Annotated in this window: 25 protein-coding genes and 1 riboswitch; of the genes, 18 read left to right on the top strand and 7 right to left on the bottom strand. The window is 63.2% G+C overall.

The window, feature by feature from the left end; translation table 11 throughout:
• Positions 1 to 119: 119 nt before the first annotated feature.
• Entirely contained in the window at positions 120 to 812 is a 693-nt protein-coding gene (rsuA, locus tag ACLHZ1_RS05955) for a 16S rRNA pseudouridine(516) synthase RsuA (RefSeq protein ID WP_408796616.1), read from the top strand.
• Positions 813 to 888: 76 nt separating this feature from the next.
• Here the strand turns inward: rsuA and ACLHZ1_RS05960 are convergent, their stop codons facing one another.
• Positions 889 to 1,791 carry a DMT family transporter gene (locus ACLHZ1_RS05960; RefSeq protein WP_427261345.1) on the bottom strand — a complete coding sequence of 301 codons (903 nt, stop codon included), beginning with the start codon at positions 1,789 to 1,791 and terminating at the stop codon, positions 889 to 891.
• A 165-nt stretch (positions 1,792 to 1,956) separates the two neighbouring features.
• On the opposite strand from ACLHZ1_RS05960, the gene ACLHZ1_RS05965 reads away from it, so the two are divergent.
• Entirely contained in the window at positions 1,957 to 3,615 is a 1,659-nt protein-coding gene (locus ACLHZ1_RS05965) for a peptide ABC transporter substrate-binding protein (protein WP_427261346.1), read from the top strand.
• On the top strand, positions 3,612 to 4,175 hold the full coding sequence (gene yfcE, locus ACLHZ1_RS05970; protein WP_427261347.1) for a phosphodiesterase: 564 nt from the start codon (positions 3,612 to 3,614) through the stop codon (positions 4,173 to 4,175). The genes ACLHZ1_RS05965 and yfcE overlap by 4 nt, the downstream gene beginning before the upstream one ends.
• A gap of 145 nt (positions 4,176 to 4,320) precedes the next feature.
• Here yfcE and ACLHZ1_RS05975 read toward each other — a convergent pair whose 3' ends face one another.
• The 3 genes from ACLHZ1_RS05975 to flgA all read right to left on the bottom strand — a co-directional run bounded on the left by ACLHZ1_RS05975 (position 4,321) and on the right by flgA (position 5,749).
• The gene (locus ACLHZ1_RS05975; protein ID WP_427261348.1) at positions 4,321 to 4,737 is read right to left on the bottom strand and encodes a flagella synthesis protein FlgN; all 417 of its coding nucleotides are present in this window, start codon (positions 4,735 to 4,737) and stop codon (positions 4,321 to 4,323) included.
• Positions 4,734 to 5,054 (bottom strand): flagellar biosynthesis anti-sigma factor FlgM, encoded by a 321-nt coding sequence (gene flgM / locus ACLHZ1_RS05980; RefSeq protein WP_427261349.1) that lies wholly within the window; start codon positions 5,052 to 5,054, stop codon positions 4,734 to 4,736. Before flgM ends, ACLHZ1_RS05975 begins: the two co-directional genes overlap by 4 nt.
• Before the next feature lie 89 nt (positions 5,055 to 5,143).
• Positions 5,144 to 5,749, bottom strand: a complete 606-nt coding sequence (gene flgA, locus ACLHZ1_RS05985; protein ID WP_427261375.1) for a flagellar basal body P-ring formation chaperone FlgA — start codon at positions 5,747 to 5,749, stop codon at positions 5,144 to 5,146.
• 234 nt (positions 5,750 to 5,983) lie between these two features.
• On the opposite strand from flgA, the gene ACLHZ1_RS05990 reads away from it, so the two are divergent.
• From ACLHZ1_RS05990 to mgtE, 14 genes are all read left to right on the top strand, one after another.
• On the top strand, positions 5,984 to 6,895 hold the full coding sequence (locus tag ACLHZ1_RS05990; RefSeq protein WP_427261350.1) for a chemotaxis protein CheV: 912 nt from the start codon (positions 5,984 to 5,986) through the stop codon (positions 6,893 to 6,895).
• Between the two features lie 18 nt (positions 6,896 to 6,913).
• Positions 6,914 to 7,738: a CheR family methyltransferase gene (locus tag ACLHZ1_RS05995; RefSeq protein WP_041996187.1), complete on the top strand. Its 825-nt coding sequence runs from the start codon at positions 6,914 to 6,916 to the stop codon at positions 7,736 to 7,738.
• A gap of 61 nt (positions 7,739 to 7,799) precedes the next feature.
• On the top strand, positions 7,800 to 8,201 hold the full coding sequence (gene flgB / locus ACLHZ1_RS06000) for a flagellar basal body rod protein FlgB (protein ID WP_408796610.1): 402 nt from the start codon (positions 7,800 to 7,802) through the stop codon (positions 8,199 to 8,201).
• Between the two features lie 67 nt (positions 8,202 to 8,268).
• Positions 8,269 to 8,688: a flagellar basal body rod protein FlgC gene (flgC, locus tag ACLHZ1_RS06005; protein ID WP_041996194.1), complete on the top strand. Its 420-nt coding sequence runs from the start codon at positions 8,269 to 8,271 to the stop codon at positions 8,686 to 8,688.
• A 17-nt stretch (positions 8,689 to 8,705) separates the two neighbouring features.
• Positions 8,706 to 9,449, top strand: a complete 744-nt coding sequence (locus ACLHZ1_RS06010) for a flagellar hook assembly protein FlgD (protein WP_427261351.1) — start codon at positions 8,706 to 8,708, stop codon at positions 9,447 to 9,449.
• 10 nt (positions 9,450 to 9,459) lie between these two features.
• The gene (gene flgE, locus ACLHZ1_RS06015) at positions 9,460 to 10,761 is read left to right on the top strand and encodes a flagellar hook protein FlgE (protein ID WP_427261352.1); all 1,302 of its coding nucleotides are present in this window, start codon (positions 9,460 to 9,462) and stop codon (positions 10,759 to 10,761) included.
• A 136-nt stretch (positions 10,762 to 10,897) separates the two neighbouring features.
• Positions 10,898 to 11,644 (top strand): flagellar basal body rod protein FlgF, encoded by a 747-nt coding sequence (locus tag ACLHZ1_RS06020; protein WP_427261353.1) that lies wholly within the window; start codon positions 10,898 to 10,900, stop codon positions 11,642 to 11,644.
• 13 nt (positions 11,645 to 11,657) lie between these two features.
• Positions 11,658 to 12,446 carry a flagellar basal-body rod protein FlgG gene (gene flgG / locus ACLHZ1_RS06025; RefSeq protein WP_427261354.1) on the top strand — a complete coding sequence of 263 codons (789 nt, stop codon included), beginning with the start codon at positions 11,658 to 11,660 and terminating at the stop codon, positions 12,444 to 12,446.
• Between the two features lie 13 nt (positions 12,447 to 12,459).
• Positions 12,460 to 13,131 (top strand): flagellar basal body L-ring protein FlgH, encoded by a 672-nt coding sequence (flgH, locus tag ACLHZ1_RS06030; RefSeq protein WP_427261355.1) that lies wholly within the window; start codon positions 12,460 to 12,462, stop codon positions 13,129 to 13,131.
• Positions 13,132 to 13,145: 14 nt separating this feature from the next.
• A complete protein-coding gene (locus ACLHZ1_RS06035) occupies positions 13,146 to 14,246 on the top strand; it encodes a flagellar basal body P-ring protein FlgI (RefSeq protein WP_427261356.1) in 1,101 nt (366 codons plus the stop codon).
• Positions 14,247 to 14,394: 148 nt separating this feature from the next.
• On the top strand, positions 14,395 to 15,453 hold the full coding sequence (gene flgJ, locus ACLHZ1_RS06040; protein ID WP_427261357.1) for a flagellar assembly peptidoglycan hydrolase FlgJ: 1,059 nt from the start codon (positions 14,395 to 14,397) through the stop codon (positions 15,451 to 15,453).
• A 3-nt stretch (positions 15,454 to 15,456) separates the two neighbouring features.
• Complete coding sequence (gene flgK / locus ACLHZ1_RS06045; RefSeq protein WP_427261358.1) at positions 15,457 to 17,460, top strand: flagellar hook-associated protein FlgK; 2,004 nt, start codon at positions 15,457 to 15,459, stop codon at positions 17,458 to 17,460.
• A 3-nt stretch (positions 17,461 to 17,463) separates the two neighbouring features.
• Complete coding sequence (gene flgL / locus ACLHZ1_RS06050; RefSeq protein ID WP_427261359.1) at positions 17,464 to 18,669, top strand: flagellar hook-associated protein FlgL; 1,206 nt, start codon at positions 17,464 to 17,466, stop codon at positions 18,667 to 18,669.
• A 118-nt stretch (positions 18,670 to 18,787) separates the two neighbouring features.
• A riboswitch (M-box (ykoK) riboswitch) is annotated at positions 18,788 to 18,957 on the top strand.
• A gap of 115 nt (positions 18,958 to 19,072) precedes the next feature.
• Positions 19,073 to 20,413: a magnesium transporter gene (gene mgtE / locus ACLHZ1_RS06055; protein WP_408796659.1), complete on the top strand. Its 1,341-nt coding sequence runs from the start codon at positions 19,073 to 19,075 to the stop codon at positions 20,411 to 20,413.
• A gap of 61 nt (positions 20,414 to 20,474) precedes the next feature.
• Here the strand turns inward: mgtE and ppx are convergent, their stop codons facing one another.
• The 3 genes from ppx to ACLHZ1_RS06070 form a co-directional block, all read right to left on the bottom strand.
• On the bottom strand, positions 20,475 to 21,965 hold the full coding sequence (gene ppx, locus ACLHZ1_RS06060; RefSeq protein WP_427261360.1) for an exopolyphosphatase: 1,491 nt from the start codon (positions 21,963 to 21,965) through the stop codon (positions 20,475 to 20,477).
• The gene (gene ppk1 / locus ACLHZ1_RS06065; protein ID WP_427261361.1) at positions 21,955 to 24,027 is read right to left on the bottom strand and encodes a polyphosphate kinase 1; all 2,073 of its coding nucleotides are present in this window, start codon (positions 24,025 to 24,027) and stop codon (positions 21,955 to 21,957) included. Before ppk1 ends, ppx begins: the two co-directional genes overlap by 11 nt.
• Before the next feature lie 80 nt (positions 24,028 to 24,107).
• A complete protein-coding gene (locus tag ACLHZ1_RS06070) occupies positions 24,108 to 24,620 on the bottom strand; it encodes a glycine cleavage system protein R (protein WP_427261362.1) in 513 nt (170 codons plus the stop codon).
• Positions 24,621 to 24,813: 193 nt separating this feature from the next.
• Between ACLHZ1_RS06070 and ACLHZ1_RS06075 the strand changes: the two genes are divergently transcribed.
• Positions 24,814 to 25,755, top strand: coding sequence for a DUF2726 domain-containing protein (locus tag ACLHZ1_RS06075; RefSeq protein WP_427261363.1), 942 nt, complete (start codon positions 24,814 to 24,816; stop codon positions 25,753 to 25,755).
• The last annotated feature ends 132 nt before the right edge of the window (positions 25,756 to 25,887 follow it).

Genomic DNA, 25,887 nt, shown 5'->3' on the forward strand with positions numbered 1-25,887 from the left:
GGGCGCCAGTCTAGCACCCGGATCGGGCGCCATCACAGGCCCATGGGGCGTTATTGCTGGAGTTGTCACGCTTGGCCGATATAATGTCGCCCTTTTCCCGATGGCAATTGAGGTAGTGAATGCGGCTCGACAAGTTTCTGTGCGATTGTTCCGATTTGACCCGCTCTTTGGCAGGCAAGCTGATCCGGCAGGGTGAGGTGGTGGTGGACGGCATCGTGGTCAAGCAGCCCGCCTTTCACATCAACGAGCAGAGCCAGGTGGAATTTGACGGCGTCCTGCTGACCCTGAGCCAGGGCAATCGCTACTTCATGCTGCACAAGCCGGAAGGCTACGTCTGCTCCAACGAGGATCCGGATCACGCCACCGTGTTCCAGCTGCTGGACGAGCCGGCCATGGGCAAGCTCCATGTGGTGGGTCGCCTCGACCTCGACACCACGGGCCTGGTGCTGGTGACCGACGATGGCCAGTGGTCCCATCGCATCACCTCGCCCCGTCACGAGTGCGCCAAGACCTATCGGGTCTGGCTGGCCGACCCCGTGCATCCGGACGCCATCTCCCTGTTTGCCGACGGCGTCTTCCTGCGCAACGAGACCGACAAGACCCGCCCCGCCCAGCTCGAGCTGCTGGGGGAGTGCGAGGCGCGCCTCACCATCCACGAGGGCAAGTACCATCAGGTCAAGCGGATGTTTGCCTCCATCGGCAACAAGGTGGTGGGGCTGCATCGCGAGCAGATAGGCGCCCTGGCCCTGGACGAGACGCTGGCTCCCGGCGAATACCGCGAGCTGACCGCCGAGGAGATAGCCCTGTTCTGATGGATTGGGGCGAACGGATGCAACACGGCGGGGCCTGGCAGGCCCCGCCGTTTTTGCTGGTACTTGGGGCAGAGGCCTAATGGCTGCCACTCATGCCCAGCACCAGTATGGTGCCCAGGGTGGCGAGCAGGGCCCCGGCCCAGGCGGGCAGGCTGGGGCGCTGGCCCGAATGCCACCACAGCAGCGGCAGCAAGACCACAGGGGTGGTGGAGGAGAGGATGGCCACCATGCCCACATCCCCCTGGCGCAGGGCGACCAGGATGAGGGTCATGCCCAGGGCCATGGCCAGGAAACCGTTGACCCCTATCATGGCAAGGATGGGGCGGTTGATGGGGTTGAGCGGCATGGCGAGGGGCAGACGCAGCAGGCGCAGCACGCAGTGGGCCAGCAGGGCGCTGGCCATGCGCACCCCGGAGGCGCTGACGGGATCCACGGCGCCGCCCGTCATCACCGGCTTGGCGATGATGGCCCCCAGGCTCTGGCACAGGGCCGCGGTCAGGCCGAGCCCGATGCCGATGGCGATGGGGCCGCGCACCTGTTCCCAGTCGTGGGACTGGCCGCGGCGGCCAAACAGGATGGCCAGCATGACGCCGCCGAACACCAGCAGGGCGCCGACCAGGCGCCAGCCGGTCAGGGTTTCGTCAAACAGCCAGAGCCCGAGCAGGGCGGAAAAAAGCGCATGACAGGAGAAGAGCAGGCCGCTGCGCCTGGGGCCCATCCGGTTCATGCAGGCGAACAGGGCGGTATCGCCGATGAAGATGCCGATGAGGCCCGAGAGGATGAGCAGCGGCACGGCGCCTGCGTCGAGACTCTGCCAGCCGCCGGTCGCCAGGCTGGCGCCTCCCAGCATCAGGCTGACCAGGAACATGCGCCAGCGGCTGTAGGCAAAGGCACCCAGGTGGCGGGCCGGTTTGACCGAAATCAGGGCCGCGATCGCCCACAAACTGGCGGCGGCCAGTGCCAGCCATTCGTAACCCATAAAAACTCCCAAAAAAACAGCCCGCAGGACTCCCTCCGCGGGGCAAGCCCGATACAATACGGGGCGTTTTCGGGGATAACAAGGACGGCATCATGCATTCGTCATCAGGCGCGCCGTCGGCCTTCCCCTCCAGTTGGTTGTGCATTGTGAAAAGAGGTCAGTCGTATGTGTCACCCCCTTGCCCGCCCGGCGCCATGGCGCCGGGTCTCCTCCCTGTTGTGCGGCCTGTTGCTGGGCACCAGCCTCAGTCAGGACGCCCTCGCCGAGCCGCTGCCGCCCGGCCCGGCGCCGAGCGTGCCCCAGACCCTCACCAGGGGCAACGGGGCCGAACCTGAGTCTCTGGATCCGGCCCTGATCCGCAGCGGCTTTCCCGGGGAAGTGATCCTGACCGACCTGTTCGAGGGGCTGGTGAGCGAAGACGGAGAGGGCAAGATAGTGCCCGCCCAGGCGCTGAGGTGGGAGCAGAGCCAGGACGGCCTGGAATGGCGCTTCTTCCTGCGCCCCGATCTGCGCTGGTCCAACGGGGCGCCCCTCAAGGCCGAGGACTTCGTCTACGCCTGGCGTCGCCTGCTCGATCCCGCCCTGGCGTCTCCCTCGGCGGGCCTGCTGCTGGCCGCCGGGATCAACAATGCCGGCGCCATCTATGCCGGGGCCCTGGAGATGGAGAGCCTGGGGGTGATGGCCGAGGGGGATCAGACCCTCAAGGTGACCCTGGAGCGGCCCGTGCCCTATTTCTTGCGGCTCATCAGCCAGCGCCCCTTCGTGCCCGTTCCGCGGCAAGTGATTGCCGAATATGGCAAGGGCTGGACCCAACCCGGCCATCTGGTGAGCAACGGCGCCTACCGGCTCATGGCGTGGCGACCCCAGGAGCGGCTGGAGCTCGCACGCAATCCCGCCTACTGGAACGATGTCCACAGCCGGATAGACAGGGTCAGCTACCTGCCCCTTGCCTCCCAGCAGGCGGAGCGTCAGCGCTACGAGGCGGGGACGCTCCAGCTCAGCAATCGGGTCTCCCAGGAGTACTATGACAGCATCAGGAGCAGCCATCCCGAGCGGCTCTGGGGCCAGCCCCTGCTGGGTACCTATCTCTACAGTTTCAATCTGGGCAAGCCCGAGCTGCGGGACGTGCGGGTGCGCCAGGCCCTGAGCATGGCCGTCGATCGCCAGCGGCTGACCGAGGAGGTGAGCGGCCAGGGGGAGCTGCCCGCCTGGCGCCTGCTGCCGGACATGCCTGGCTATGCCGCCTCCCCTGACGAGCAGGCCAGTGCCGCCAGCCGTGAGGCCATGGCGGCTGGCTTGCTCAAGGCGGCGGGCATCGATGCGGCCCATCCGTTGCGGCTGACCCTCACCTATAACGACTCGGAACACCACAGACGCATGGCGCAGGCGGTGGCCGACATGTGGCGACCCCTGGGGGTCGAGGTTGATTTGAAGAGTCTGGAATGGGACGCCTATCAGACCGCCAAGGACAGCGGCGACTTCATGGTGGTGCGCTCCTTCCTGTTTGGGGATTACGTGGACCCTTCCGCCATGCTCAATGCCCTGCGTTGCCAGGATCCGCAAAACGAGAGCGGCTACTGCAACCCCCGCTATGATCAGTTGCTGGGGCAGGCCGCCGCCACCCTGGACGAGCAGCGCAGGGCGCACCTCTATCGGCAGGCGGAGGCACTGCTGGCCCAGGATGCCCCTGTCATCCCCCTCTATCACTACCATCAGACGCGGCTGATCGATCCCCGGCTGCGGGGTCTGCCCACCGCCAACCTCAAGGGGGCGATCGCCAGCAAGGATCTCTACTTCGCCGCTCCCCAGGGAGCCAACCAATGAGACTCGCCATCCTCTCCGATCTCCATGGCAGCCTGACCGCCTTCGACCGGGTCATGGACTGGCTCGCCCCCTGGCAGCCGGATCATCTGCTGCTGCTGGGGGACCTGCTCAACCACGGCCCGCGCAACCCGGTGCCGGCAGGCTATCAGCCAGCGGTGCTGGCCGAGCGCCTCAACGCCATGGCCAGCCGGATTTTGGCGGTGCGGGGCAACTGCGACTCGGAAGTGGATCAGATGCTGCTCGCGTTTCCCATGCTGGCGCCCTACAACCAGTTGCTGGTGGACGGGCGACGCTGGTTTATGAGCCACGGCCATCTCTATCGACCGGACGAGGTGCCCCTGCCCGGCGGCAGCCTCTATCTGAGCGGCCACACCCATCTGCCCGAACTGACCCGCAGCGGGGAGGGAGAAGCGGAGCGGATCCGGGTCAACCCGGGCTCAATCTGCTTCCCCAGGGGCGATCTGCCCGCCAGCCTGGTCTGCTATGAAGGGGGCGAGCTGAGCCTGCGGGCGGCGCAAGACGGTCGGGTGTTGCAGCGGCTGTCACTGGCTGGGGGCTAACACAGAAGGCGCCCGGCCCCCTGAGGGGGCGGGCGATACCCATGGCCGCCCATGGTCTGGGGAGTGAACAGCGGGGGGAGCCGGCAAGGGTGCCAAGGCACGGGAAACGGATAAACAGAGTGCGGGGCAGGCGCCGCCCCGGCGATCAGGCCTTGATGGCGGGGGAGCGGGTGCCGGAGCGGGTGTTGCCCTTGGCATCATAGGTGAGGGAGTTTCTGTCCCGCAGCTGGCTCAGGAAACCGGCGAGGCGGCGATTGGCGACCATGCTCAGCTCCAGCAGGCGGCCATTGATGTCATTTTGCTGCTGGCAGGCGGCCAGGCTGTCGCTGATCCGGGCCATGAGATCCGGCTGGCTGGCGAGCTGGGCAGGGAGATCCGGCTGCTGGACAAGAGTCTCGTCCAGCGCCTCTATGGCGCCAAGCAGCTGCTGCTTGCGCTGTGCCAGGGGAGGCAGCTCGAGGGCACGGCGCTGGGTGAGCAGGGCGAACTCTTCGGTCAGCAACGCCTGCATCTGGGCGAGCTGATCATGCTGTCGTTGCAGCAGCTCAGCCAGGTCCATCATCCCAGAGTTTTCTCCAGCTGGGCTTCCAGGCTGAACATCTTCTTGGCAACGGCCTGGCTGTTGACCTGGTATTCACCACTGGCCACGGCCCGCTTCAGGCTCTCCACTCGGCTCTCATTCCCGGTCGAGGCCGAGTTGAGGTTTTTCTGTACTTGTTGCAACTGTTGCGCCTCGCTGGTCAGGGAGACTGAATCGACCTTGACCTGGGGGGCACGGGCGTCTTGTCCGCCGCTGGTCGACTTGGCCACGCTGCTCTGGCTGTTACCGGTATTTTGTACCCGGTTACCCGCCAAGTTGTTGATACTGTTAATAGCCATCTTGGTTACCTTATTCGCTTTGCTGCCTGCTTACCCCGGTTATCGGTCTAACCTGCCGGAACTTTAGGGAAAATACCCAAAAAAATCCGTCAGAAGGTGACGATGACGGTGTCGACTGAGCTCACCTTGCCCTGAACCGTTTTGCCGGAACGGGTATTGATGAGCTTGATCATGTCGCCGAAGCTGCCGTCTTGCAAGGCGCGGGCCATGGTTTTGATCTGCATGCTGCTGTTTTCGGCGATGAGGGTGACCTGGTCTCCCTTGCACACCACGCAGATCTGGTTGAGGCGCACCGGCTGACCCGGCCTCAATTCCCGCTTGCTGCGGGTGCCGACCAGGGCCTCCAGATCTTGCACATAGTCCCCGCGGATCAGGGTCTGATCCTCATAGGCCTGGGCCAGCTGGTTACGACCGAGGATGTCTCCCTTGGCGATGGCTTCCACCACTGTGATGTAGGGTTTCTGGATGCTGACCCGCACCGGCAGATAGAGATCCCAGCCCGGCGCCTCGTGGCACTTGAGGTAGAGGGTGGTGTTGCGGCGGATCTCCATCCTGGCGGGCAGGCTGATCTCCAGATCCTGCTCGCAGGGACTGAGCTGCAGTCGCTCGTCTATGCTGGCGGCGCTGATCTGGGCCCGGGCATCGAGGGGGAGGGAGAGCTGATCGCGTACGAACTCTTCCGCCCGGGTCTGCAGTCCGGCATTGACGTCGCTGGCTCGAACAGAGCCGACCCCGCCAAGGAGCAAGGAGATGAGCAAAAGTCTGTTAATCATTTTCGTCCGCTGGTCGATAAGTGAATGACGTATATGACCAATGTTAACTATGCTTGCGCCAAGTCCGACCCTTGGGGTCGGCAATCCTCTGGCGCGAGCCAACATGGCACGTGCATCTCATGCATGAATAATGCCAGGCGTTTTTAGGGAGTGTGTATGGCCGGTATTCTGGACTCGGTAAACCAACGGACTCAACTGGTCGGGCAAAATCGCCTGGAGTTGCTGCTGTTTCGGCTCAATGGACGTCAAAGATTTGGCATCAACGTCTTCAAGGTGCGCGAGGTGTTGCAGTGCCCGCCCCTGACCGTCATGCCCAAGCTCAACTCCTGCATTCGTGGTGTGGCGCACATTCGCGGCCAGACCATCTCGGTGATCGATCTCAGCATGGCCATGGGCAAGCGTCCCATCGCCGATCTCTCCAAGTGCTTCATCATCATCTCGGAGTACAACCGCTCCATTCAGGGGTTCCTGGTCCATTCGGTCGAGCGGATCATCAACATGAACTGGGAGTCCATCCTGCCGCCACCCAAGGGGGCGGGGCGCATCAATTACATGACGGCAGTCACCGAGGTGGATGGCGAGCTGGTGGAGATCCTGGATGTGGAACGCATCCTCAACGAGATCTCTCCCGTCTCGACCGAGGTGAGTCAGGATCTGGTGCAGGCGAGCGTGGAGCACAACACCCAGGGGCGCCCCGTGCTGGTGGCCGACGACTCCTCGGTGGCGCGCAAGCAGGTGCAGCGGGCGCTGGATGCCATCGGCGTGCAGTGCGTGCTGGCCAAGGATGGTCGCGAGGCCCTCAACATGCTGCTGGAGATGGCCAAGCAGGGTCCCATCAAGGATCAGATAGCCCTGGTCATCTCGGACATAGAGATGCCGGAGATGGATGGCTACACCTTCACCGCCGAGATCCGCAACCATCCCAGCCTGAAGGATTTACATGTTATCCTGCACACCTCTCTCAGTGGTGTGTTCAACCAGGCCATGGTGCAGAAAGTCGGGGCGAACAATTTCATCGCCAAGTTTCAGCCCGATGAGCTGGCCAAGGCCGTTCAGGGCGCACTCTAAAACAAGAAGCGTGGATACATGAAGACACTGTCAGACGACTTATATAAGCAATTCAGCAGCTTTTTGGCGCTGCAGAGCGGAATTGTGCTGGGTGACAACAAGCAGTATCTGGTGAAGAGCCGCCTGTCCCCCTTGATGGCTCAGTTTGGCATCGAGAGTCTGTCTGAACTGGTGACCCGCGCCATGAACGTGCGTGAGCGGGAATTGAAGATGGCGGTGGTCGATGCCATGACCACCAACGAGACCCTCTGGTTCAGGGATGGCTATCCCTTCCAGCTGCTCACCGACAAGCTGTTTCCCGAGCTGGGCAAGAGCGGGCGGCCCATCAAGATCTGGTCGGCGGCGTCTTCCTCCGGCCAGGAGCCCTACTCCATCGCCATGACGGCGCTGGAGCAGCAGATGAAGCGGCCCGGCACCCTGCCCGGCGGCGTGCAGATCGTGGGGACGGATATCTCCACCACCATGCTCAACCAGTGCAAGGAGGGGGTCTACGACAGCCTGGCGCTGGCCCGGGGGCTCTCCCCCGAGCGCAAGAAGCTGTTTTTCGAACCCTGTGGCGACAACCGGATGCGGGTGACGGAGCGTGTCAGAAAATTGACCACGTTTCGCCCCTTGAATCTGCTGGAGAGCTACAGCCTGCTTGGCAAGTTCGACATCATCTTCTGTCGCAACGTGCTCATCTACTTCGCCCCCGAGGTGAAGTCGAAGATCCTCAACCAGTTCGCCGCCAGCCTGAATCCGGGCGGTTACCTGATGCTGGGGGCCTCGGAGTCCCTGGCCGGCCTCACCGACCGGTTCGAGATGATCCGCTGCAACCCGGGCATCGTGTACAAGGTCAAATAACCCCCTCACTTCCTCCTTTGGCACACCTCTTGCTAAGAATCCAGCAAGCAGGAGGTGTGCTATGGCAATTTCATTCGACAAGGCATTTGGTGTTCATCAATACACGTTGAGCGTGCGCGCCAAACGTGCGGAAGTGCTGTCCAGCAACATCGCAAACGCGGATACCCCGGGCTTCAAGGCCCGTGACATCAATTTCGCCGATGCCATGGCGCAGGCGCAGCAGCACCAGCAGGGGTTCAGTCTGGCCACCACCAGCGAGCGTCACTTCGCCTTGAACATGGATGCCCCTGGCGCCACCCAGTACCGCAACCCGCTCCAGCCCGATACCGGCGACGGCAATACCGTCGATCTGCAGCAGGAGCGCAGCGAATTTTTGCGCAACAGCCTCGAATACCAGACCTCGGTCGAATTCATGAACGGCAAGATAAGCGGCCTGCTCAAAGCCCTGAAAGGAGAGCAGTGATGCCGCTCGTCCATCCGCACATGAATCTTAACGCCAGCGGCCTCAAGGCCTTGCAAGGAGCACAGCAATGAGTTTGTTCAAGGTCTTCGACATCGCGGGCTCGGCCATGAGCGCCCAGTCGGTCCGGCTCAATACCGTGGCCAGCAACATGGCCAACGCCGACAGCGTCAGCTCCAGCGTGGAAGGAACTTACCACGCCAGGCGGCCAGTCTTTGCCGCCCAGCTCGATCAGGCCATGAGCGACAGCCAGGGCTCGGTCGGGGTCGAGGTGAAGGGCATCGTCGAGAGCAAGGCGCCGCTGCTCAAGGAGTTCAACCCCAACCACCCCATGGCGGACAAGGATGGCTTCATCTTCAAGCCCAACGTCAACATGGTGGAGGAGATGGCGGACATGATCAGTGCGTCTCGCAGTTACCAAACCAACGTCCAGATTGCCGATTCTGCCAAGCGCATGCTGCAGCAGACCCTCAATCTCGGCAAGTCCTGACAGGGGGCGGCAAGTAAATGGCAGATACCTATGACAGCGTGCTTGGCGTCAACCGAACGACGTCGAGCCAGACCACGTCCACCACGAGCACGACCCAGAAGAAAGAGCTGGATCAGGAGTCGTTCCTCAAGCTGCTCACCATGCAGCTCGCCTATCAGGATCCGTTCAAGCCGGTGGACAACGCCCAGATGTTGTCCCAGATGACCTCCATGTCCACCTCGGAGGGGATCAACAGCCTGTCGACCCAGATGGAGAGCCTCAACAGCCTGATGACCTCGAGCCAGGCGTTGCAGGCCTCGGCCCTGGTGGGGCAGGAGGTGTTGATCCCGTCCAATACCGGCTATCTGGAGAGCGGCGGTACCGTCAATGGGATGATCGCCACCGCAGACGGTGGCAGCAACATCAAGGTGACGGTGAAAGACGAGAGTGGCCAGGTGATCAAGGAGTTCGCCATCGAGGGGGATCATCAGGGCAACGTCGCCTTCAGCTGGGATGGCCTGGACAAGAACGGCAACCTGGCCAAGAGCGGCAAGTACCAGATTGAGGCCAGTGCCACCGTGGCGGGCAAGTCGGAGAGTCTGCCCGCCCTGGCCTACGCCCAGGTCGAGAGCGTCACCCTGGGCTCGGCCAGCTCACCCAGCACCCTCAAACTCAAGGGACTGGGAGGCATCTATCTGACCGATGTATTGGAAATCGCCGGTGCGGGCAACAAGTCGACCACCAACTCGACCACCAACGCGACCGATAACGCAGTGATCTAAGGAGAAAGACATGTCATTCAACAATGCCCTCAGCGGCGTCAATGCGGCTCAAAAAGACCTGAACGTCACCGCGAACAACATTGCCAACGTCAACACCATCGGTTTCAAGGAGTCCCGCGCCGAGTTTGCCGACGTCTATGCCAACTCCATCTTCGTCAACTCCAAGACCCAGGTGGGTAATGGCGTCGCGACCGGGGCCGTGGCGCAGCAGTTCCACCAGGGGGCGCTGCAATTTACCAACAACTCGCTGGATCTGGCCATCCAGGGCAACGGCTTCTTCGTCACCTCGGACGGGGTCAGCTCCCTCGACCGCACCTACACCCGTGCCGGCGCCTTCAAGCTCAACGAGAACAGCTACATGGTCAACAACTCCGGCAGCTATCTGCAGGGGTACGAGATCAACGCCGATGGTACCCCCAAGGCGGTCAGCCTCAACGCCACCAAACCCATCCAGATCCCGGATCGGGCCGGTGAGCCCAAGCCGACCACCCTGGTGGAGGCCAGCTTCAACCTGCCGGCGTCCACGACACCGATCGATGTGACCAACGTCCCGCTCGACACAACGAATTCTGATACCTACTCCTCTTCCACCTCTGTGGTTGTCTACGACTCCTTGGGCGAACCCCACACCATCACCCAGTATTTCGTCAAGGAGGGGGATACCAGCACGCCTCCGCAGGCGGTAACGCCCGCCTCCTGGCGCATGTACATGTACGAGGGGACCAACCCCATCGAGGTGGGTGGGGCTGCCTATGCGAGCCTGGCGTTTGGCTCCGATGGCAAGCTCACGACAGTGACCCCCGATCCCATCACGACGGAGGCGCTGGGGACCCCGGGGGCCGGGATCATCGGCAATGGGGCCGATCAGACCCAGACTTTCGAGTACCGCCTCGGTACCGTGACTCAGTACTCGTCGCCGTTTGAAGTCAATAAATTGACCCAGGATGGTTCGACCGTGGGTCGGCTGACCAAGGTGGAGATCACCGATGACGGCATCGTCTCCGCCACCTACAGCAACGCCACCACCGTCAAGGTGGCCATGGTGGCCATGGCCAAGTTCGCCAACCCCCAGGGGCTGACCCAGGTCGGTGATACCTCCTGGCGTGAATCTCTGCTCTCCGGAGACGGCCTGCCGGGCACCCCGAATTCGGGCACCTTCGGCTCCGTCAAGTCTTCGGCCCTGGAGCAGTCCAACGTGGACCTGACCTCGGAGCTGGTGGATCTCATCACCGCCCAGCGCAACTTCCAGGCGAACTCCCGTTCCCTGGAAGTCAACAGCTCGCTGCAGCAGACCATACTGCAGATCCGTTAATGGATGGTGGAGAGGGAACGACAAGGGGTGCTTCGGCGCCCTTTCTTTACATATCAATAAGTTAAGAATTTATTAACGCTGTTGGCACCTTAATTGCTTTCTTCCCGTCAGAGTCATCAGTTTGACGGAGGATCCCATGGATCACCTGCTTTATATCGCCATGTCCGGTGCCAAGGAGAACATGAACAGCCTGGCTGTGCGTGGCAACAACCTGGCCAACGCCAACACCACCGGCTTCAAGTCCGACTTCGAGCAGGCTCGCGCCATGCAGGCGTTCGGCGAAGGCTTGCCGACCCGGGTCTTCGCCATGACGGAGCGGCCGGGCCAGAACCTGCAGCACGGCATGCTGATGACCACGGGCCGGGATCTGGACGTGGCGGTAGACGGGCAGGGGTGGATCGCGGTGCAGGACGGCAAGGGGGGCGAGGCCTTCACCCGCATGGGCAACCTGGAGCTGAGCGCCACCGGCAATCTGCAGACCAGCACCGGCCTCAATGTGGTGGACGAGGCCGGCAGGCCCATCGTCTTGCCGCTGCCGCTGGAGAAGCTGGAAATCAACCGGGACGGCACCATCACGGGTCGCCCCGAGGGGGCCGCGCCCAACCTGCCGGAGGACTTTCAGCGCATCAAGCTGGTGCGTCCGGCCGCGGACGCGGTGGAGAAGGGGCAGGATGGCCTGTTTCGCCGCAAGGATGGCCAGCCGGAACCCGCTTCCGCCGAGGTGGGCCTGATTGCCGGCTCCCTCGAGGGGAGCAACGTCAATGTGGTCGACGAGATGACCAACCTCATTCGCTTGCAGCGTCAGTTCGAAACCCAGGTCAAGATGATGAAGACGGCCCAGGAGAACGACGAAGCCCAAACCCAACTGCTGCGTATCAGCTAATTAGGAGCCAGACATGAATCCTGCACTTTGGATAGGCAAGACGGGGCTGGATGCACAGCAGACCAACATCGCCGTCACCTCGAACAACCTCGCCAACGCCAGCACGGTGGGTTACAAGAAGTCCCGCGCCATCTTCGAAGACTTGCTCTATCAGAACATCAATCAGCCGGGGGGACGCTCCTCGGCGGATACCGAGCTGCCCTCCGGCCTGATGCTGGGGGCGGGGGCCAAGGTGGTCGCCACCCAGAAGAGCTTCAGCCAGGGCAATGTGCAGACCACGGACAACTCCCTGGACCTGATGATCAATGGCCGCGGCTTCTTCGAGGTGCAGCTGCCGGACGGCAGCAGCGCCTACACCCGCAACGGCCAGTTCACCCTCAATGACGAGGGCACCATCGTCACCCCGGGCAATGGCTACCCGCTGCAACCCGAGATCCTGATCCCCGAGAACGCCCAGAGCGTCACCATAGGGGAGGATGGTCAGGTCTCCATCCAGCTCAAGGGGGATGGCGCCTCCCAGGTGATAGGCCAGATCAACATCAGCGACTTCGTCAACGCCTCCGGCCTGCAACCCATGGGGGAGAACATGTTCCTCGAGACCCAGTCCAGCGGCGCCCCCATCGAAGGGGTGGCCGGGGCGGATGGCCTCGGGGTCATCAAGCAGGGGATGCTGGAAGTCTCCAACGTCAACGTCACCGAGGAGCTGGTCAACCTCATCCAGGCTCAGCGGGTCTACGAGATGAACTCCAAGGTGATCTCGGCGGTGGACTCCATGATGTCTTACCTGACCCAGCGGCTGTAACGGGAGTCTCATAGTGAAAACCATCTGGATGCTGAGTCTGCTGGCGCTGGGGGGCTGTACCAGCACCCTCAATACCGCCAAGCCGGACGACCCCGAGTTCGCCCCCGTCTATGGCGAGTCCGAGCCGGTGTCGGTGCGTCCGACCGGCGCCATCTTTCAGCCCGATCAGGTCAATGGCATCTATTCGGACATCAAGGCCCACAAGGTCGGCGACATCATCACCATAGAGTTGGCGGAATCCACCTCCGCCTCCAAGAAGGCCAACACCCAGACCGGCAAGGACAACGAGTTCAATCTGGATCCGGTGAGCCTGGGGGGCGTGCCCATCACGGCGGGCGCCTACAACATGTCAGCCTCCATCGGTCAGAACAGCGCGTTCAAGGGGCAGGCCAAGGCGGATCAGAGCAACAGCCTGCAGGGCAGCATCTCGGTCAGCGTGGCCAAGGTGCTCGCCAACGGCAACCTGGTGGTGCGCGGCGAGAAGTGGATCATGCTCAACAACGGCAACGAATACATCCGCATCACCGGCCTCATCCGCCCCGAAGATGTCACCTCGGACAACAGCGTCTCCTCCCAGAAGGTGGCCAATGCCCGCATCCACTACGGTGGTACCGGGGATCTGGCCAATACCCAGGAGCAGGGCTGGCTGACCAGCTTCTTCAATGGTCCCTGGTGGCCGCTCTAGTGCTAGGACTTCCCATGACACGACTCAGCGTATTGTGCCTGTGCTGCCTCTTCACCCTGTTGCCCCAGGCGGCCAGCGCCGCCCGCATCAAGGACATCAGCTCGGTGGAAGGGGTGCGCAGCAACCAGCTGCTGGGCTACGGCCTGGTAGTGGGCCTGCCCGGCACCGGTGAGAAGAACAACGCCTTCACCGAGCAGACCTTTCGCACCATGCTCAACAACTTCGGCATCAAGGTGCCGGACAACATCAAGCCCAAGATCAAGGACGTGGCGCCGGTGGCCATCCACGCCGACCTGCCCCCCTTCTCCAAGCCGGGCCAGACCATAGACGTGACCGTATCCGCCATCGGCGAGGCCAAGAGCCTGCGGGGCGGCACCCTGCTGCAGGCCTTCCTCAAGGGGCTCGATGGCCGGGTCTATGCGGTGGCCCAGGGCAGCCTGGTGGTCGGCGGCCTGGGGGCCGAGGGGGCGGATGGCTCCAAGGTGGTGATCAACACCCCGACCGTGGGCCGCATCGCCAATGGCGCCACCGTCGAGCGTGAGGTGCCCAACGCCTTCAGCCAGGGGGACACCATCACCTTCAACCTCAACCGATCCGACTTCACCACGGCGCGCCGGCTGGCGGAATCCATCAACAACCTGGTGGGACCCAACACGGCCCAGGCCCTGGATGCCACCTCGGTCAAGGTGTTCGCCCCGCGGGACCCCGGTCAACGGGTCGCCTACCTCGCCACCATAGAGAACCTGGAGGTGGATCCGGGTGCCGAGGCGGCCAAGATCATCGTCAATTCCCGCACCGGCACCATCGTCATCGGCAGCCAGGTCAGGCTCAAACCCGCGGCCATCAGCCACGGCGGCCTGACGGTGACCATCGCCGAGAACCAGCAGGTCTCGCAGCCCAACCCCCTGGCGGGCGGGGATACGGCGGTCACCAACAACTCCACCATCAATGTGCAGCAGGAAGACGGGCGCATGTTCAAGCTCGACACCGGCGCCACCCTGGATGATCTGGTGCGGGCGGTGAATCAGGTGGGCATAGCCCCGGGGGATCTGATGGCCATCCTCGAAGCCCTGCAACAGGCAGGAGCCATCGAGGGGCAGCTGGTCATTCTGTAAGTGGCACCGGGTTGACCCATGAGGGGCTCGACGCCCTGGGGCGGTAACGGACGGCGGTAACGGACAGGTGTCAGTCGGTCATATATTGGGCAAACAGGCAGGGTCCCCCGGCAAGGGGTTGCCACAGGCGGCAAAGAAGGTAGGCAAGATGGCGAATATCGACAATAAAGGCGTGGATCTGGGCATGGTGCAGGACATCCAGAACCTGGACAAGCTGCGCCAGATGAGCATGAGCAAGGAGGGCAAGCAACAGGCGCTCCAGTCGGCGGCCCGCCAGTTCGAGTCCATCTTCAGCCAGATGCTGTTCAAGGGGATGCGCGAGGCGAGCCAGTCCTTGACCGCGGACAACCCCTTCAGCAGCAGCTACACCCAGTTCTACGAGGGCATGCTCGACCAGCAGCGGGTGTCGGACATGTCCGGCAAGGGGGGACTGGGGCTGGCCGAGATGGTGGTCAAGCAGTTCTCCCCCGACAGCTTCAAGCATGAGGATGGTCGCGTCCTCAAGCTGCCCCAGCGCACCGAGCGGGTCTACAAGCCCTATGTGGCCCCGGCCCCCGGCGAACATGGTCTGATTGAAGCCTCCAAAGTTGGCAAGGATTTTGCTGAGAAAGAGATGAATACGACGGCCCAGCCCGAGCAGGCGGTTGGCAGGCGCGCCCGCAGCGTGCCTGCCATGGGGCCCAAAGCGGAGCAGGGCAGTCAGGCTGGCGGGGCCATCACCGCCTTCGAGTCACCGAGTGACTTCGTCAGCAAGCTGATGCCCCTGGCCAGGAAGGCCGCCGACAAGCTGGGACTGAGCCCGGCGGTGCTGGTGGCCCAGGCGGCCCTGGAGAGTGGCTGGGGCAAGCGGGTCATCAAGGATGGCGACGGCCAGATGAGCCATAACCTGTTTGGCATCAAGGCGGATCCGCGCTGGCAGGGGGACAAGGCGGTGGTCAGCACCCTGGAGTACGAACAAGGGGTGGCCTCGCGCCAGAAGGCGGCGTTTCGTTCCTACGAGTCGTTTGAAGAGAGCTTCAATGACTATGTCGACTTCCTGACTTCCGGGAGCCGTTACAAGGGCGCCCTGGCCAAGGTGGACAGTCCGGACCGTTATTTTGAAGCCCTGCAACAGGCTGGCTATGCCACCGACCCCCAATACGCCAGTAAATTGAAACAGGTATTGCGCAGTGGACCCATTGCCCAATACACAGAGACGGAGCTGTAAAGCATGGCAAGCGATCTGCTTGGGATAGGAACATCCGGGGTACTGGCGCATCAGAAGCTGCTGCAGACCACCAGCAACAACATAGTCAACGTCAACAGCCAGGGCTATGTGCGTGAACGCACCCTGATCTACACCAATTCCATCGGCTTTGGCACCGGCGAGAGCGTGAGCGAGCGGGTGATCAACCAGTATGCCCAGGGCGAACTGCGCCGGGATACCTCCGCCTTCAGCGCCTCCTCCATGCGCTTCGAACAGCTCTCCACCGTGGACAGCCTGCTGGGGGACACCAGCAACAGCGTCGGCACCGCCATCACCGCCTACTTCAAGGGATTCCATACCGCCAACGAGTCACCGGCGGATCTGGGATCGCGCAACAGCACCCTCACCGAACTCACCAGCATGGTGAATCGCTTCCACACCCTCTCGTCCCAGTTCGACAAGCAGAGCGACGTCATCAACGATCGCATCGACGACGAGACCCAGCAGGTCAACAGCCTGCTCAATAACATCAACGAGATCAACAAGGCCATAGTGCGCACCCAGGGCACGGCGGAGGAGAGTCTGACGCTCTACGATCAGCGCGACGACGCCATCGCCCAGCTCGCCGCCAAGATGGACATCCGTACCGTCACTCAGCCCAACGGCAGCGTGCTGGTCAACATGAGCACGGGCCACTCCCTGGTGCTCGATGGTTCGGTGGCCCAGTTCAGCGTGATCCCCGGGGATCCCGACTCCCGGGACAAGGCGCTGCAGCTCAACCTGGGCAAGAACCAGACCAAGATAGACAGCAAGACCCTGGGGGGCGGCCTGGGCGGCCTGTTCGCCGCCCGCAGCGATCTGGAGCCCACCAAGCGCGAGCTGGGTCAGCTGGCGGTCGCCCTGGGGGATGCCATGAACCAGCAGAACCGACTGGGGATGGATCTCGACAACGAGCTGGGGGGGGATCTCTTCTCCCTGCCCGGCAGCGAAGGCCTGCCCTATGGCAAGAACAGCGGCACGGGGGCGGCCACGGTCGGCTTCATGCCCGGCAAGGGCAGCGAGGTGACCGCCCTCGACTACGAGGTGAGCTTCAGCAGCGCCACCGACTTTGAGGTGTTCGCCATTGGTGTCGATGGCAAGCGCACCTCGGTCGCCACCGGCAACACAGTGCCCGTCAGCGGCTTCGAGGTGCCGGGGCACGGTCTCTCCCTGGACCTCTCCGGCACCCCGGCTGCGGGGGACAAGATCCTGCTGCAGCCGACCAAGCAGGCGGCCGCGGGCCTGGAGAAGCTGATCAACCGCGCCGAGGATCTGGCGCTGGCCTCCCCGCTCAAGGCCGACAAGAACAGCCAAAACCTGGGTTCGGCCACCATCGCCCTCGGCGCCATCGGCAACACGGGGGCGGGCTCGGGCTTTGCCAGCAACAACCTGGACCCGAATGCACCGCAGGTGATCAAGATAGACGACAGCGGCAACTACGAAGTCTATGGCAGCGACGGCACCACCCTGATCGGGGTGGCCCCCGCCAGCAGCAAGGGGCAGAACCTGATGGCCGCCCTCGAGAACCCCCTCGGCGGTCCCAAGGTCTATGGGGATCCCGGCAACGACCCCGGCTACGAATTCAGCATCACGGGCCAGGTTGCCGCCAATGACAGCTTCACTCTGAGCTACAACCAGAACGGTTTCTCCGACAACGCCAACGGCCTGGCCCTGGCCGAGCTGCAGAACAAGGATCTGGTGCGCAAGAGCAGCAGCGCCGCCAGCGGCAATGACAAGATGACCCTCAACGAGGCCTACAACGGGCTGGTGGTCGGTCTGGGCAACAAGACCAGTCAGGCCAATACCGAGATGCTGGCCAACAAGGGCAAGCTGGAGCAGAGCAGTGCAATTTTCGAGAGCGTCTCCGGGGTCAGCCTGGACGAGGAGGCGGGCAATCTCATCCGCTTCCAGCAGGCCTATGCCGCCTCGGCCCAGGTGGTGAGCACCGCCAAAACCATCTTCGACACCCTGCTGTCATCCGTGAGGTAAGTCATGCGTATCACCACCAACATGATGTACAACCGGGGGCTCTCCTCCCTGAGCGCGGCGGCGGAGCGGCAAAATACCGCCTACGAGCAGCTCTACTCCGGTGACAAGTTCAAGACGGCGGGGGAAGACCCCTCCGGCATGGGCCAGAAGATGGCGCTGACCAAGGAGATCGATCTGTTCCAGCAGTACAGCGTCAACGGCAGCCTGCTGGAGAACAGCCTGGGCCATGAGGAGACCATACTCACCTCCATCAACGAGGCCATGCTCAGCGCCCAGACCCTGATGCAAAAATCCAACGATTCCGCCCTGAGCCAGGCGGATCGGGAGTCCGTGGCCAAGGAGCTGGAAGGGTTGCAGCAGCAGATGTTCGATCTGATGAACAGCCGGAACTCCCAGGGGGAGTACATCTTCGGCGGCAACCAGAGCAAGAACCAGCCGTTCGTGAAGGACGTCGACGGCAACTATGCGTTCCAGGGGGACACGGGCCAGCGGGAGATCCAGGTCTCCCCCACGGTGCGCATCCCCGCCAACGACTCGGGTCAGGATCTGTTCGAGATTGTGCCGACCCGGCGCAGCGCCAGCGCCGACACGGCCAACATCCAGGTCGAGGTGAGCGATCAGGGCCAGTTCGACAACTTCTACCGCACCGGCTACGACAGCGCCCTGACCAGCAACAAGTACACGGTCACCACGGTGGCGGGGGCGCCGGACAGCTACCAGATCACGGATCCGGGCGGCAATGTGCTGCAAAATGGCGACTATGTGGCGGGGGGAGAGATCAACTTCAACGGCCTCACCCTCAGCCTGGATCAGGCGGCAGGCACGGTGCAGGAGTTCTCCCTCGACAAGCCGACCAATGACAACATACTCAACGGCATTTCCGACTTCATCGGCGCCCTGCGCGACCCCAACCTCTCCAATGAGGACTTTCAACTGCGGGCGCAAGATGCCCAGGTGCACCTCGGCAATGCCCGCCAGCGGGTGGACATGGGAATAGGCAGCCTGGGGGGGCGGATGAACAGCCTGGAGCAGGTGATGAGCTCCAACACCGGGCTCGACACCCTCAACCAGCAGGCCAGGGCCAAGGTCTCGGAGATCGACCTCTATGAGGTGATCTCGACCCTCTCCAAGGAGAACGCCGCCATGAGCGCCTCCCAGCAGGCGTTCAGCAATATCAGCAAGCTGACCCTGTTTGACTACATCCGCTGACGTCCGGCCAGGCCGAGTTGTAAGGGATTGTTAATAAAGGCTCATATCGTTTGACTCCACATCGGCTCTGGCCGACCATTGTCGAGCAGGCCGGTGCATGACACCGGCCTGCTTGTTCGCAGCATCTCGTTAGGCGAGGCTCCTGCATAAACACAGGCCACTGATCTCACGACGTCGAGAGACGCCCAGGATCAGGACAGTTTTCATCGGATTAAGGTGTCAACCCAAGTGGCTTCCGGCATGCCGGATACGTTATGCAGTGCTAAAGCTGGCACGTGGGGATGGTGACACGCCGAACGGCGTCATTTCCTGCCGATATCTCGTCCATCAATTGCTGTTTTCTTGTCTGCCCATCCCGCGAGGGGATAGCCCGGTGCGCCGGGATCACAGAGGCTCATTCGTGATGAAGAAAACACACCTGTTACTGAACCGCCATCAACTGCTCGATCTGCCGAGCCTGGAAGCCTGGCTCGACAACGAGCTGGCCCCGGATGCGCGGGCCGATCAACTGCTCGCCCTGCGCCAGGAAGAGCTCAACTGCCTGTTCGACACCCTGGGCCCGAGAAGCGCCCGCCTGCTCTCCATGCTCGCCACCCGCTGCGGTGCCCGGCTGCTGCTGCGCCTGCACCCGAGCGTGCTGGCCCTGGCGCAGGCGGGGGTGGCGCGCCGGGATCTGCTGGCCATGGTGCGCAGCCTCGGCAAGCGGGAGCGCGCCACCCTGATGGCGAACCTGCCCCAGGCGGTGGCGACCCAGCTCGAGGGGCTGCTGCGCTGGCCGAGCGAGTCGGTGGGGGCCCATATGCGCCATGACTTCTTCACCCTCAAGGGGGAGGAGTCCATCGCCCGCGCCCGGCAGCGCACCCATGACGCCTGGGACAATGCAGAGGTGTTTCAGGATATCTATGTGGTGGACGAGGCGGGGCGGCTGCTCGGCACCCTCTCCCTCAAGGCGCTGCTGGTGGCCGATCCCCAGCAGAGGGTCGGCGAGCTGATGGAGTCCGATCTCATCCGCCTCGACGCTCGCATGGATCAGGAGCTGGCGGCCCGCATGCTGGTGGAGCGGGATCTGCTCTCCCTGCCGGTGGAGTCCGGCGGCCGCCTGCTCGGCATCTTTCACCTGGACGATGCCGCCGACATCCTGGAGCTGGAATCCACCGAGGATGCCGAGCTGCAGGGGGGCTCGTCTCCCCTCGAAATCCCCTATCTGCACGCCACCCCCTGGCAGCTGTGGCGCAAGCGCATCGCCTGGCTGCTGATCCTGTTCGTGGCCGAGGCCTACACGGGCACAGTGCTGCGGGCGTTCGAGGAGCAGCTGGAGGCGGCCATCGCCCTGGCCTTCTTTATTCCGCTCCTGATCGGCACCGGCGGCAACAGCGGCACCCAGATCACCACCACCCTGGTGCGGGCCATGGCGGTGGGGGAGGTCTCCCTGCGCAACCTCGGCACAGTGCTGCGCAAGGAGATCTCCACCGCCATGCTGGTGTCGGCGGCCATCGCCCTGGCGGCCTGGGTACGGGCCTGGAGCCTGGGGGTCGGCATGGAGGTGGGCCTGGTGGTGACCCTGACCATCATCGCCATCGTGCTGTGGAGCGCCATCGTCGCCTCCATCATCCCCTTGCTGCTGCGCCGCTTGCGGATGGATCCGGCCGTGGTGTCGGCCCCCTTCATCTCCACTCTGGTGGATGGCACCGGCCTCATCATCTACTTCGAGATAGCCAAGCTGATCCTGCCCGAGCTCAACTGACGGACGGCAAGAAACGACACAAGGCAGCCCGAGGGCTGCCTTGTGTCGTCATGGCCGCGCGTCAGACGAGCTGAAAGTCGAGCTGCCAGCCCTGCTCGGCGCAATAGGCCTGCTCCTTTTCCAGGTTCTGCATCAGCAGGCGATTCTCCTCGCACCAGGGGCCGGGCAGGGTGAGGGTGAGGCTCTCTCCCCGGGCCCTGGCCTGCCAGGGGGGCAGCAGCCCATCGAGGCGCCTGTGGTTGGCGGCCACCGCCAGGCGCAGGATGCGGATGCAGCGCAGCACCGATTGCTCGTCGTGGTTGGGCAGGGGGGGCAGCTCCCCCAGCTTGAGGGACTTGCGATGGAAACGGACCAGGGCCGCCAGCAGGCTCTGATCGTCCTGGTTGAAGCCGGGCAGATCGGTGTTGGCCAGGATGTAGGCCGAGTGGCGATGGATGCCACCGTAGTTGATGGCCAGACCTATCTCGTGCAGCTGGGCGGCCCAGCGCAAGATGGCGCGGTAGGGATCGGCTTCGAGCTGCCAGTCAGGGGCCAGCAGATCGAACAGGGCGAGGGCGCTGGCCTCGACCCGGGCCGCCTGGCGGCCATCGATGCGGTAGTGGCTGGCGAGGGCGAGGGCGGTGCGCTCGCGAATGTCGTGGTGCTGCAACCGCTCCTCGAACTCGTAGAGCAACCCCTCGCGCAGGGCGCCATCGGAGTAATCCATCCGCGCGATGGGCAAGGCGTCGAACAGGGCGGTCAATATGGCGACGGCGGCGACGAACACCTCCTGGCGCTCGGTGGGCAGGCCATCGAACTTGAGGGCGCTCACCTTCTTGTGGCCGAGGATGCGCCCGCTCAGGCGCGCCAGCGCCTCCCGGGTGATGCCCCCCTCGGTCAGCCCCTCCTGCACCAGGACGTCATGGACGGTGCGAATGGAGCCCGAGCTGCCGAGGCAGCTCTGCCACCCCAGGTCGCGGTACTGCTCCCGCACCGGATCGAGCTGGTGGCGGGCCGCCAGCACGGCCGCCTCGAACTGGGACGGCCCTATCTTGCCGGCGGGAAAGAACTGCTGGGTGAAGCTGACACACCCCATCTTGCGGCTGGTGAGGGCCAGGGGGGAGAAGCCCTCGCCGATGACCAGCTCGGTGCTGCCGCCGCCGATGTCCACCACCAGCACCCGTCCCTCCAGGTGCTGGGTGTGGGCCACCCCCTGGTAGATGAGGCGCGCCTCCTCCTGGCCGCTGATCACCTCGATGGGATGGCGCAGCAGTTGCGTCGCCCGGGCGACGAACTCCCGGGCATTGCTGGCCCGGCGCAGGGTATAGGTGCCGGCGATGCGGATCTGATCCGGGCGTATGTTGCACAAGCGCTCGGCGAACAGGGCGAGGCAGTCCAGCCCCCGCTCCATGGCCTCGGGGGACATGTTGCGCGCCTCGTCCATTCCCTCCGCCAGCCTGACCCGTTCCTTGATCCGGTCGATGATCTGCATGCGCCCGTCGGTGAGACGGGCGATCACCATATGAAAACTGTTGGAGCCGAGATCGACGGCGGCGTAGAGGCTAGTGTCCATTAGGGTCTGACTCGATGCGTTTGAGGTAGTCGTAGATGGCGACCTGGGAGCGGATCTTGCGGCGATTGCCCCGCTTCACGTACTCGTTCTGCTGCTCGGCATCGATCACCCGCGCCTTGCAGGTGTCGCTCAGTTGCAGATCGAGAATGTCGAGGATGCGCTGCTTGAGGCGCTCGTCATAGATGGGGGTGGCCACCTCGATGCGGCCGTCGATGTTGCGGCTCATCCAGTCGGCGCTGGAGATGTAGAGCTGCACATTGCCCTTGTTGTGAAACACCATGACCCGCGGGTGCTCGAGGAAGCGGTCTATGATGCTGATCACCTTGATGTTGTCACTGAGACCCGGCACCCCGGGACGCAGGGCGCACATGCCGCGCACTATCATCTGGATGGGCACCCCGGCCTGACCGGCGGCATAGAGGCGGTTGATGAGATCCCTGTCCACCAGGTTGTTGATCTTGAGGGTGATGCCGCTGGGCTGGCCCGCCTTGGCGTTGACCAGCTCGTTGTCAATCAACCGGTAGAGCTGACGGCGGCAGTTGATGGGGGAGACCAGTAGATGATTGAACTTGTAACGCCGATAGGGGTACTCGATGTACTCGAACACCCCCTCCACCTCGGCGGTGATGTCGGGGTTGCGGGTCAGCAGGGAGAAGTCGGTGTAGATCTTGGCGGTCTTCTCGTTGAAGTTGCCGGTGCCGATATGGGCGTAGCGCACCGCCTCGCCATTTTCGTGGCGGGTGATAAGGCAGAGCTTGGAGTGGATCTTGAGGCTGGGCACCCCGAACACCACCTTGACCCCGGCATCGGTGAGGATGTTGGCCCAGTCGATGTTGGCCGCCTCGTCGAAGCGGGCCCGCAGCTCCACCACCACGGTCACCTTCTTGCCGTTGTTGGCGGCATCGATCAGGGAGTGAATGATGCGCGACTTCTTGGCGACCCGGTAGATATTGATGCGAATGGCGCTCACCGCCGGGTCGAACGCCGCCTGGCGCACCAGCTCGGTGAAGTGGTGGAACTTGTGATAGGGGTAGTAGAGCAGTATGTCCTGCCTGGCGATGGCATCGAAGGCGTTGACGAAGCCGTCAAAGTCGCGGCATTCGAGGGCCGGCAGCTTGGGGTTTTCCAGATAGTCCCGGCCCACATTGGGGAAGCCGATGAAATCCTTGAAGTTGTGATAGCGCCCCCCGGACATGATGGCGTCGTAGGAGCTGATCTGCAGCTTGAGCTTGAGGAAGCTTATCATGGCCGCCGGCATCTCCCGCTCGTAGACGAAGCGCACCGGCATGGCGGTGAGCCGCTGCTTCAAGCCATCACTCATCTTGTCCACCAGGCTGAGGTCGAGCTGGTCTGAGAGGTCATACTCCGCATCCCGGGTCAGCTTGACCGCGTAGGCGGCTATCTCGTCGTAGTCGAAAAACCCCTTGAACAGGTCGTCCAGACAGAAGCGGATGATGTTGTCGAGGATGATGATCTGTTTCTTGCGGCGGGTACCCTCGGCGGGCAGCTGCACGAAACGGGGCAGATCGTTGGTGGGCACCTCCACCAGGGCGTACTGGATCACCTGGCCATGCTTCTTCATCTCCACCGCCAGGTAGGTGTACTCGTCCTTGAGAAACTTGACCGGGTTGACCTCCTTGTTGAGGAGGATGGGGATCAGGTGGCGCTGCACCTTCTCCCGGAAGAAGACCCGCAGCCACTGCTGTATGGATGCGGAGAGCTGGCCCTCGTTGACCAGGAAGATGTTGTGGCGGGCCAGGGCGATCAGCAACTCCTTGTAGGTGTTGTCGAACGCCTCCCCCAGGGCCATCACCTTCTGCTGGATGGCCCGCAGCAACACCTTGGCGTCGTCATCACCGCCGTGCACCTCGTTGATGAGAATGCGGCGCTTCACCTCCGAGACCCGCACCTTGAAAAACTCGTCCTGGTTGGAAGAGAAAATGCCGAGAAAACGGATCCGCTCGATGAGCGGCACCGTCTTGTCCATCGCCTCCTGCAATACCCTCTCGTTGAAAGAGAGCCAACTCAGTTCTTTCTCTTCATACAACTTGTCGGTGCTCATCTATGCCTCTGCTTATCCCATCCCATGGGCGAATGGGCCTCATTAGATGACGTTTTTGTGACAATTTAATGACGACCCCATCAATCTTCCGCGTCTTGATCGATGTCGACCACCAGGTCGTCCGAGAGGGACTCCAGGGATTCGATCAGGGTAGAGAGTGCGAGACCCTGGGGCAGGGAGATCAGGGTATGGGCATAGAAGAGGGGGGCGCCCGAGTGGGGGGCGGCCTCGCAGCCCGTGGTCAGGTCGATGACGTTGGCCCCGAGCTGGCGCAATATGCTCGCCACCTCGTGGACTATGCCGGGTCTGTCGTTGCCGGTGACCGTCAGCATCAGCTGGCGCTCCGGCTCGGCGCCGAGCACCCCTTCGGCGAAGCTCACCTTGAGCCCGTCCAACAGGGAGAGGGCCTCGCACAGGGGGCGATAGTGACTCTCGTCCACGCCGACCTGGAGGATGCCGGCAAACTGGCCGGCCAGCTCGCTCATGGAACTGGCCAGCCAGTTGCCCCCCTGGGCGTTGATGAGGGAGGCCAGCTCTTCCACTATGCCGGGTCTGTCCGTACCGATGACGGTGACTACCAATTGCTTTTGCATCCTGCTCTCCTTGTGTGTGAGTCCATGTCATTGTGCCTGCCGTTGCTGGCCAGATGAACCCCCTGGCGGGGGCAAAACCGAAATTCTTCTGCCTCCCGCGCGCCCCTGCGCCACGAGCATGAGGGATAGGGGTTGCCGCGCCGGGTTGTGGTAATATTATGCCCCTCTTTCTGACTGTCGGATTGTTCCATCCATGAATGCCCTGCTGTTGCCCGGCCTGCTCCTGCTGGCCCTGGTTCTTGTCCTGCTGATCTGGCGTGCCCGCCGTGCCAGGGTCGTCTCCTGCACCCTGCAAGAGACGCTCATGTCCCCCGACCGCCACCGTGAATTCGATGCGCTGCAGACCCTGTTGCAGGGGGAGGTCAGGCTGTTCACCCATGTCCGGCTCAAGGATGTGCTGCAACCCGGCAAGGGGGTCGGCAAGGGCAAGTGGCAAAAGCAGCTGCAGGCCATGGGGGACAGGCAGTTTGATTATCTGCTCTGCCATCCCGAGGATCTCTCCCTGCTCTGCGCCCTGGAGCGACTGGCGCCGGGGCAGGGCAAGCGTCGGCCGGGCCGGGATCGCTGGTTGATGGCCCTGTGCGAGCGCGCCGACCTGCCGCTGCTGGTGCTGGAAGGGGGCGAGCAGGGGGATCTGGAGGAGCTCAAGGAGAGGGTGCTGGCCCTGCTGGCCGAGGAGGAAGAGGCTTCCCTGGAGACCCTGACTTTCCCCAGGGGCGAGCGGCGCGAGCCCACCTTCGATCCCGATGCCCTGGCATCCGTCGAGCTGGAGGAGACCCCCAGGGCCGGGGCGCGCGAGGAGCGACCGTCACCGCGGGCCGCCGGGCGAGCCAGGGACAAGCGCCACGAGCGGACGGAGCAGGCGCCGGGCCCGCAAGAGGGGCCCGCGCACCGACCAGCCAGTGCCGCGCCACTCGCCTCGCAAGAGGAGGCGCCCCTGACCCGCTTCAGCGCCCTGCCCGGGGAAGAGGAGGAGGCGGCCGAACCGCTGCTCGAGCCCAATGCCTGTCCCCGCTGCACCGCCCCCCTGCAGGCGCGCGAGGCGCGCAAGGGCCCCTATGCCGGCAAGCAGTTTCTGACCTGCACCCGTTTTCCCGAGTGCCGCTACGCGAGTCTCAAACAGACGCTGGATTGATGAGGCCGGATCACAGAAAAGGGTCTGATTGAATACTATTGTTGCGACTATGCTTGCCAGGACACACTCTGGCGCGACAGTTTTTGACAAGGCGCCGGAATTTTGGCAGTTTGTGCGCCTTGTGACCATGGC

This window comes from Aeromonas sobria (genome assembly GCF_050266975.1).
Taxonomy (GTDB): Bacteria; Pseudomonadota; Gammaproteobacteria; order Enterobacterales; family Aeromonadaceae; genus Aeromonas; species Aeromonas sobria_B.

Excerpts from the sequence above, each read along its gene's own strand:
- ACLHZ1_RS06020 (WP_427261353.1), top strand. The coding sequence starts at position 10,898 with ATGGATCACCTGCTTTATATCGCCATGTCCGGTGCCAAGGAGAACATG.
- ACLHZ1_RS06035 (WP_427261356.1), top strand. The coding sequence starts at position 13,146 with ATGACACGACTCAGCGTATTGTGCCTGTGCTGCCTCTTCACCCTGTTG.
- ACLHZ1_RS06070 (WP_427261362.1), bottom strand. The coding sequence starts at position 24,620 with ATGCAAAAGCAATTGGTAGTCACCGTCATCGGTACGGACAGACCCGGC.
- mgtE (WP_408796659.1), top strand. The coding sequence starts at position 19,073 with ATGAAGAAAACACACCTGTTACTGAACCGCCATCAACTGCTCGATCTG.
- ppx (WP_427261360.1), bottom strand. The coding sequence starts at position 21,965 with ATGGACACTAGCCTCTACGCCGCCGTCGATCTCGGCTCCAACAGTTTT.
- ACLHZ1_RS05965 (WP_427261346.1), top strand. The coding sequence starts at position 1,957 with ATGTGTCACCCCCTTGCCCGCCCGGCGCCATGGCGCCGGGTCTCCTCC.
- ACLHZ1_RS05975 (WP_427261348.1), bottom strand. The coding sequence starts at position 4,737 with ATGATGGACCTGGCTGAGCTGCTGCAACGACAGCATGATCAGCTCGCC.
- flgK (WP_427261358.1), top strand. The coding sequence starts at position 15,457 with ATGGCAAGCGATCTGCTTGGGATAGGAACATCCGGGGTACTGGCGCAT.
- flgJ (WP_427261357.1), top strand. The coding sequence starts at position 14,395 with ATGGCGAATATCGACAATAAAGGCGTGGATCTGGGCATGGTGCAGGAC.
- ACLHZ1_RS06075 (WP_427261363.1), top strand. The coding sequence starts at position 24,814 with ATGAATGCCCTGCTGTTGCCCGGCCTGCTCCTGCTGGCCCTGGTTCTT.
- ppk1 (WP_427261361.1), bottom strand. The coding sequence starts at position 24,027 with ATGAGCACCGACAAGTTGTATGAAGAGAAAGAACTGAGTTGGCTCTCT.
- ACLHZ1_RS05995 (WP_041996187.1), top strand. The coding sequence starts at position 6,914 with ATGAAGACACTGTCAGACGACTTATATAAGCAATTCAGCAGCTTTTTG.
- flgC (WP_041996194.1), top strand. The coding sequence starts at position 8,269 with ATGAGTTTGTTCAAGGTCTTCGACATCGCGGGCTCGGCCATGAGCGCC.
- ACLHZ1_RS06010 (WP_427261351.1), top strand. The coding sequence starts at position 8,706 with ATGGCAGATACCTATGACAGCGTGCTTGGCGTCAACCGAACGACGTCG.
- flgG (WP_427261354.1), top strand. The coding sequence starts at position 11,658 with ATGAATCCTGCACTTTGGATAGGCAAGACGGGGCTGGATGCACAGCAG.
- yfcE (WP_427261347.1), top strand. The coding sequence starts at position 3,612 with ATGAGACTCGCCATCCTCTCCGATCTCCATGGCAGCCTGACCGCCTTC.
- ACLHZ1_RS05960 (WP_427261345.1), bottom strand. The coding sequence starts at position 1,791 with ATGGGTTACGAATGGCTGGCACTGGCCGCCGCCAGTTTGTGGGCGATC.
- ACLHZ1_RS05990 (WP_427261350.1), top strand. The coding sequence starts at position 5,984 with ATGGCCGGTATTCTGGACTCGGTAAACCAACGGACTCAACTGGTCGGG.
- flgL (WP_427261359.1), top strand. The coding sequence starts at position 17,464 with ATGCGTATCACCACCAACATGATGTACAACCGGGGGCTCTCCTCCCTG.
- flgB (WP_408796610.1), top strand. The coding sequence starts at position 7,800 with ATGGCAATTTCATTCGACAAGGCATTTGGTGTTCATCAATACACGTTG.
- flgE (WP_427261352.1), top strand. The coding sequence starts at position 9,460 with ATGTCATTCAACAATGCCCTCAGCGGCGTCAATGCGGCTCAAAAAGAC.
- rsuA (WP_408796616.1), top strand. The coding sequence starts at position 120 with ATGCGGCTCGACAAGTTTCTGTGCGATTGTTCCGATTTGACCCGCTCT.
- flgM (WP_427261349.1), bottom strand. The coding sequence starts at position 5,054 with ATGGCTATTAACAGTATCAACAACTTGGCGGGTAACCGGGTACAAAAT.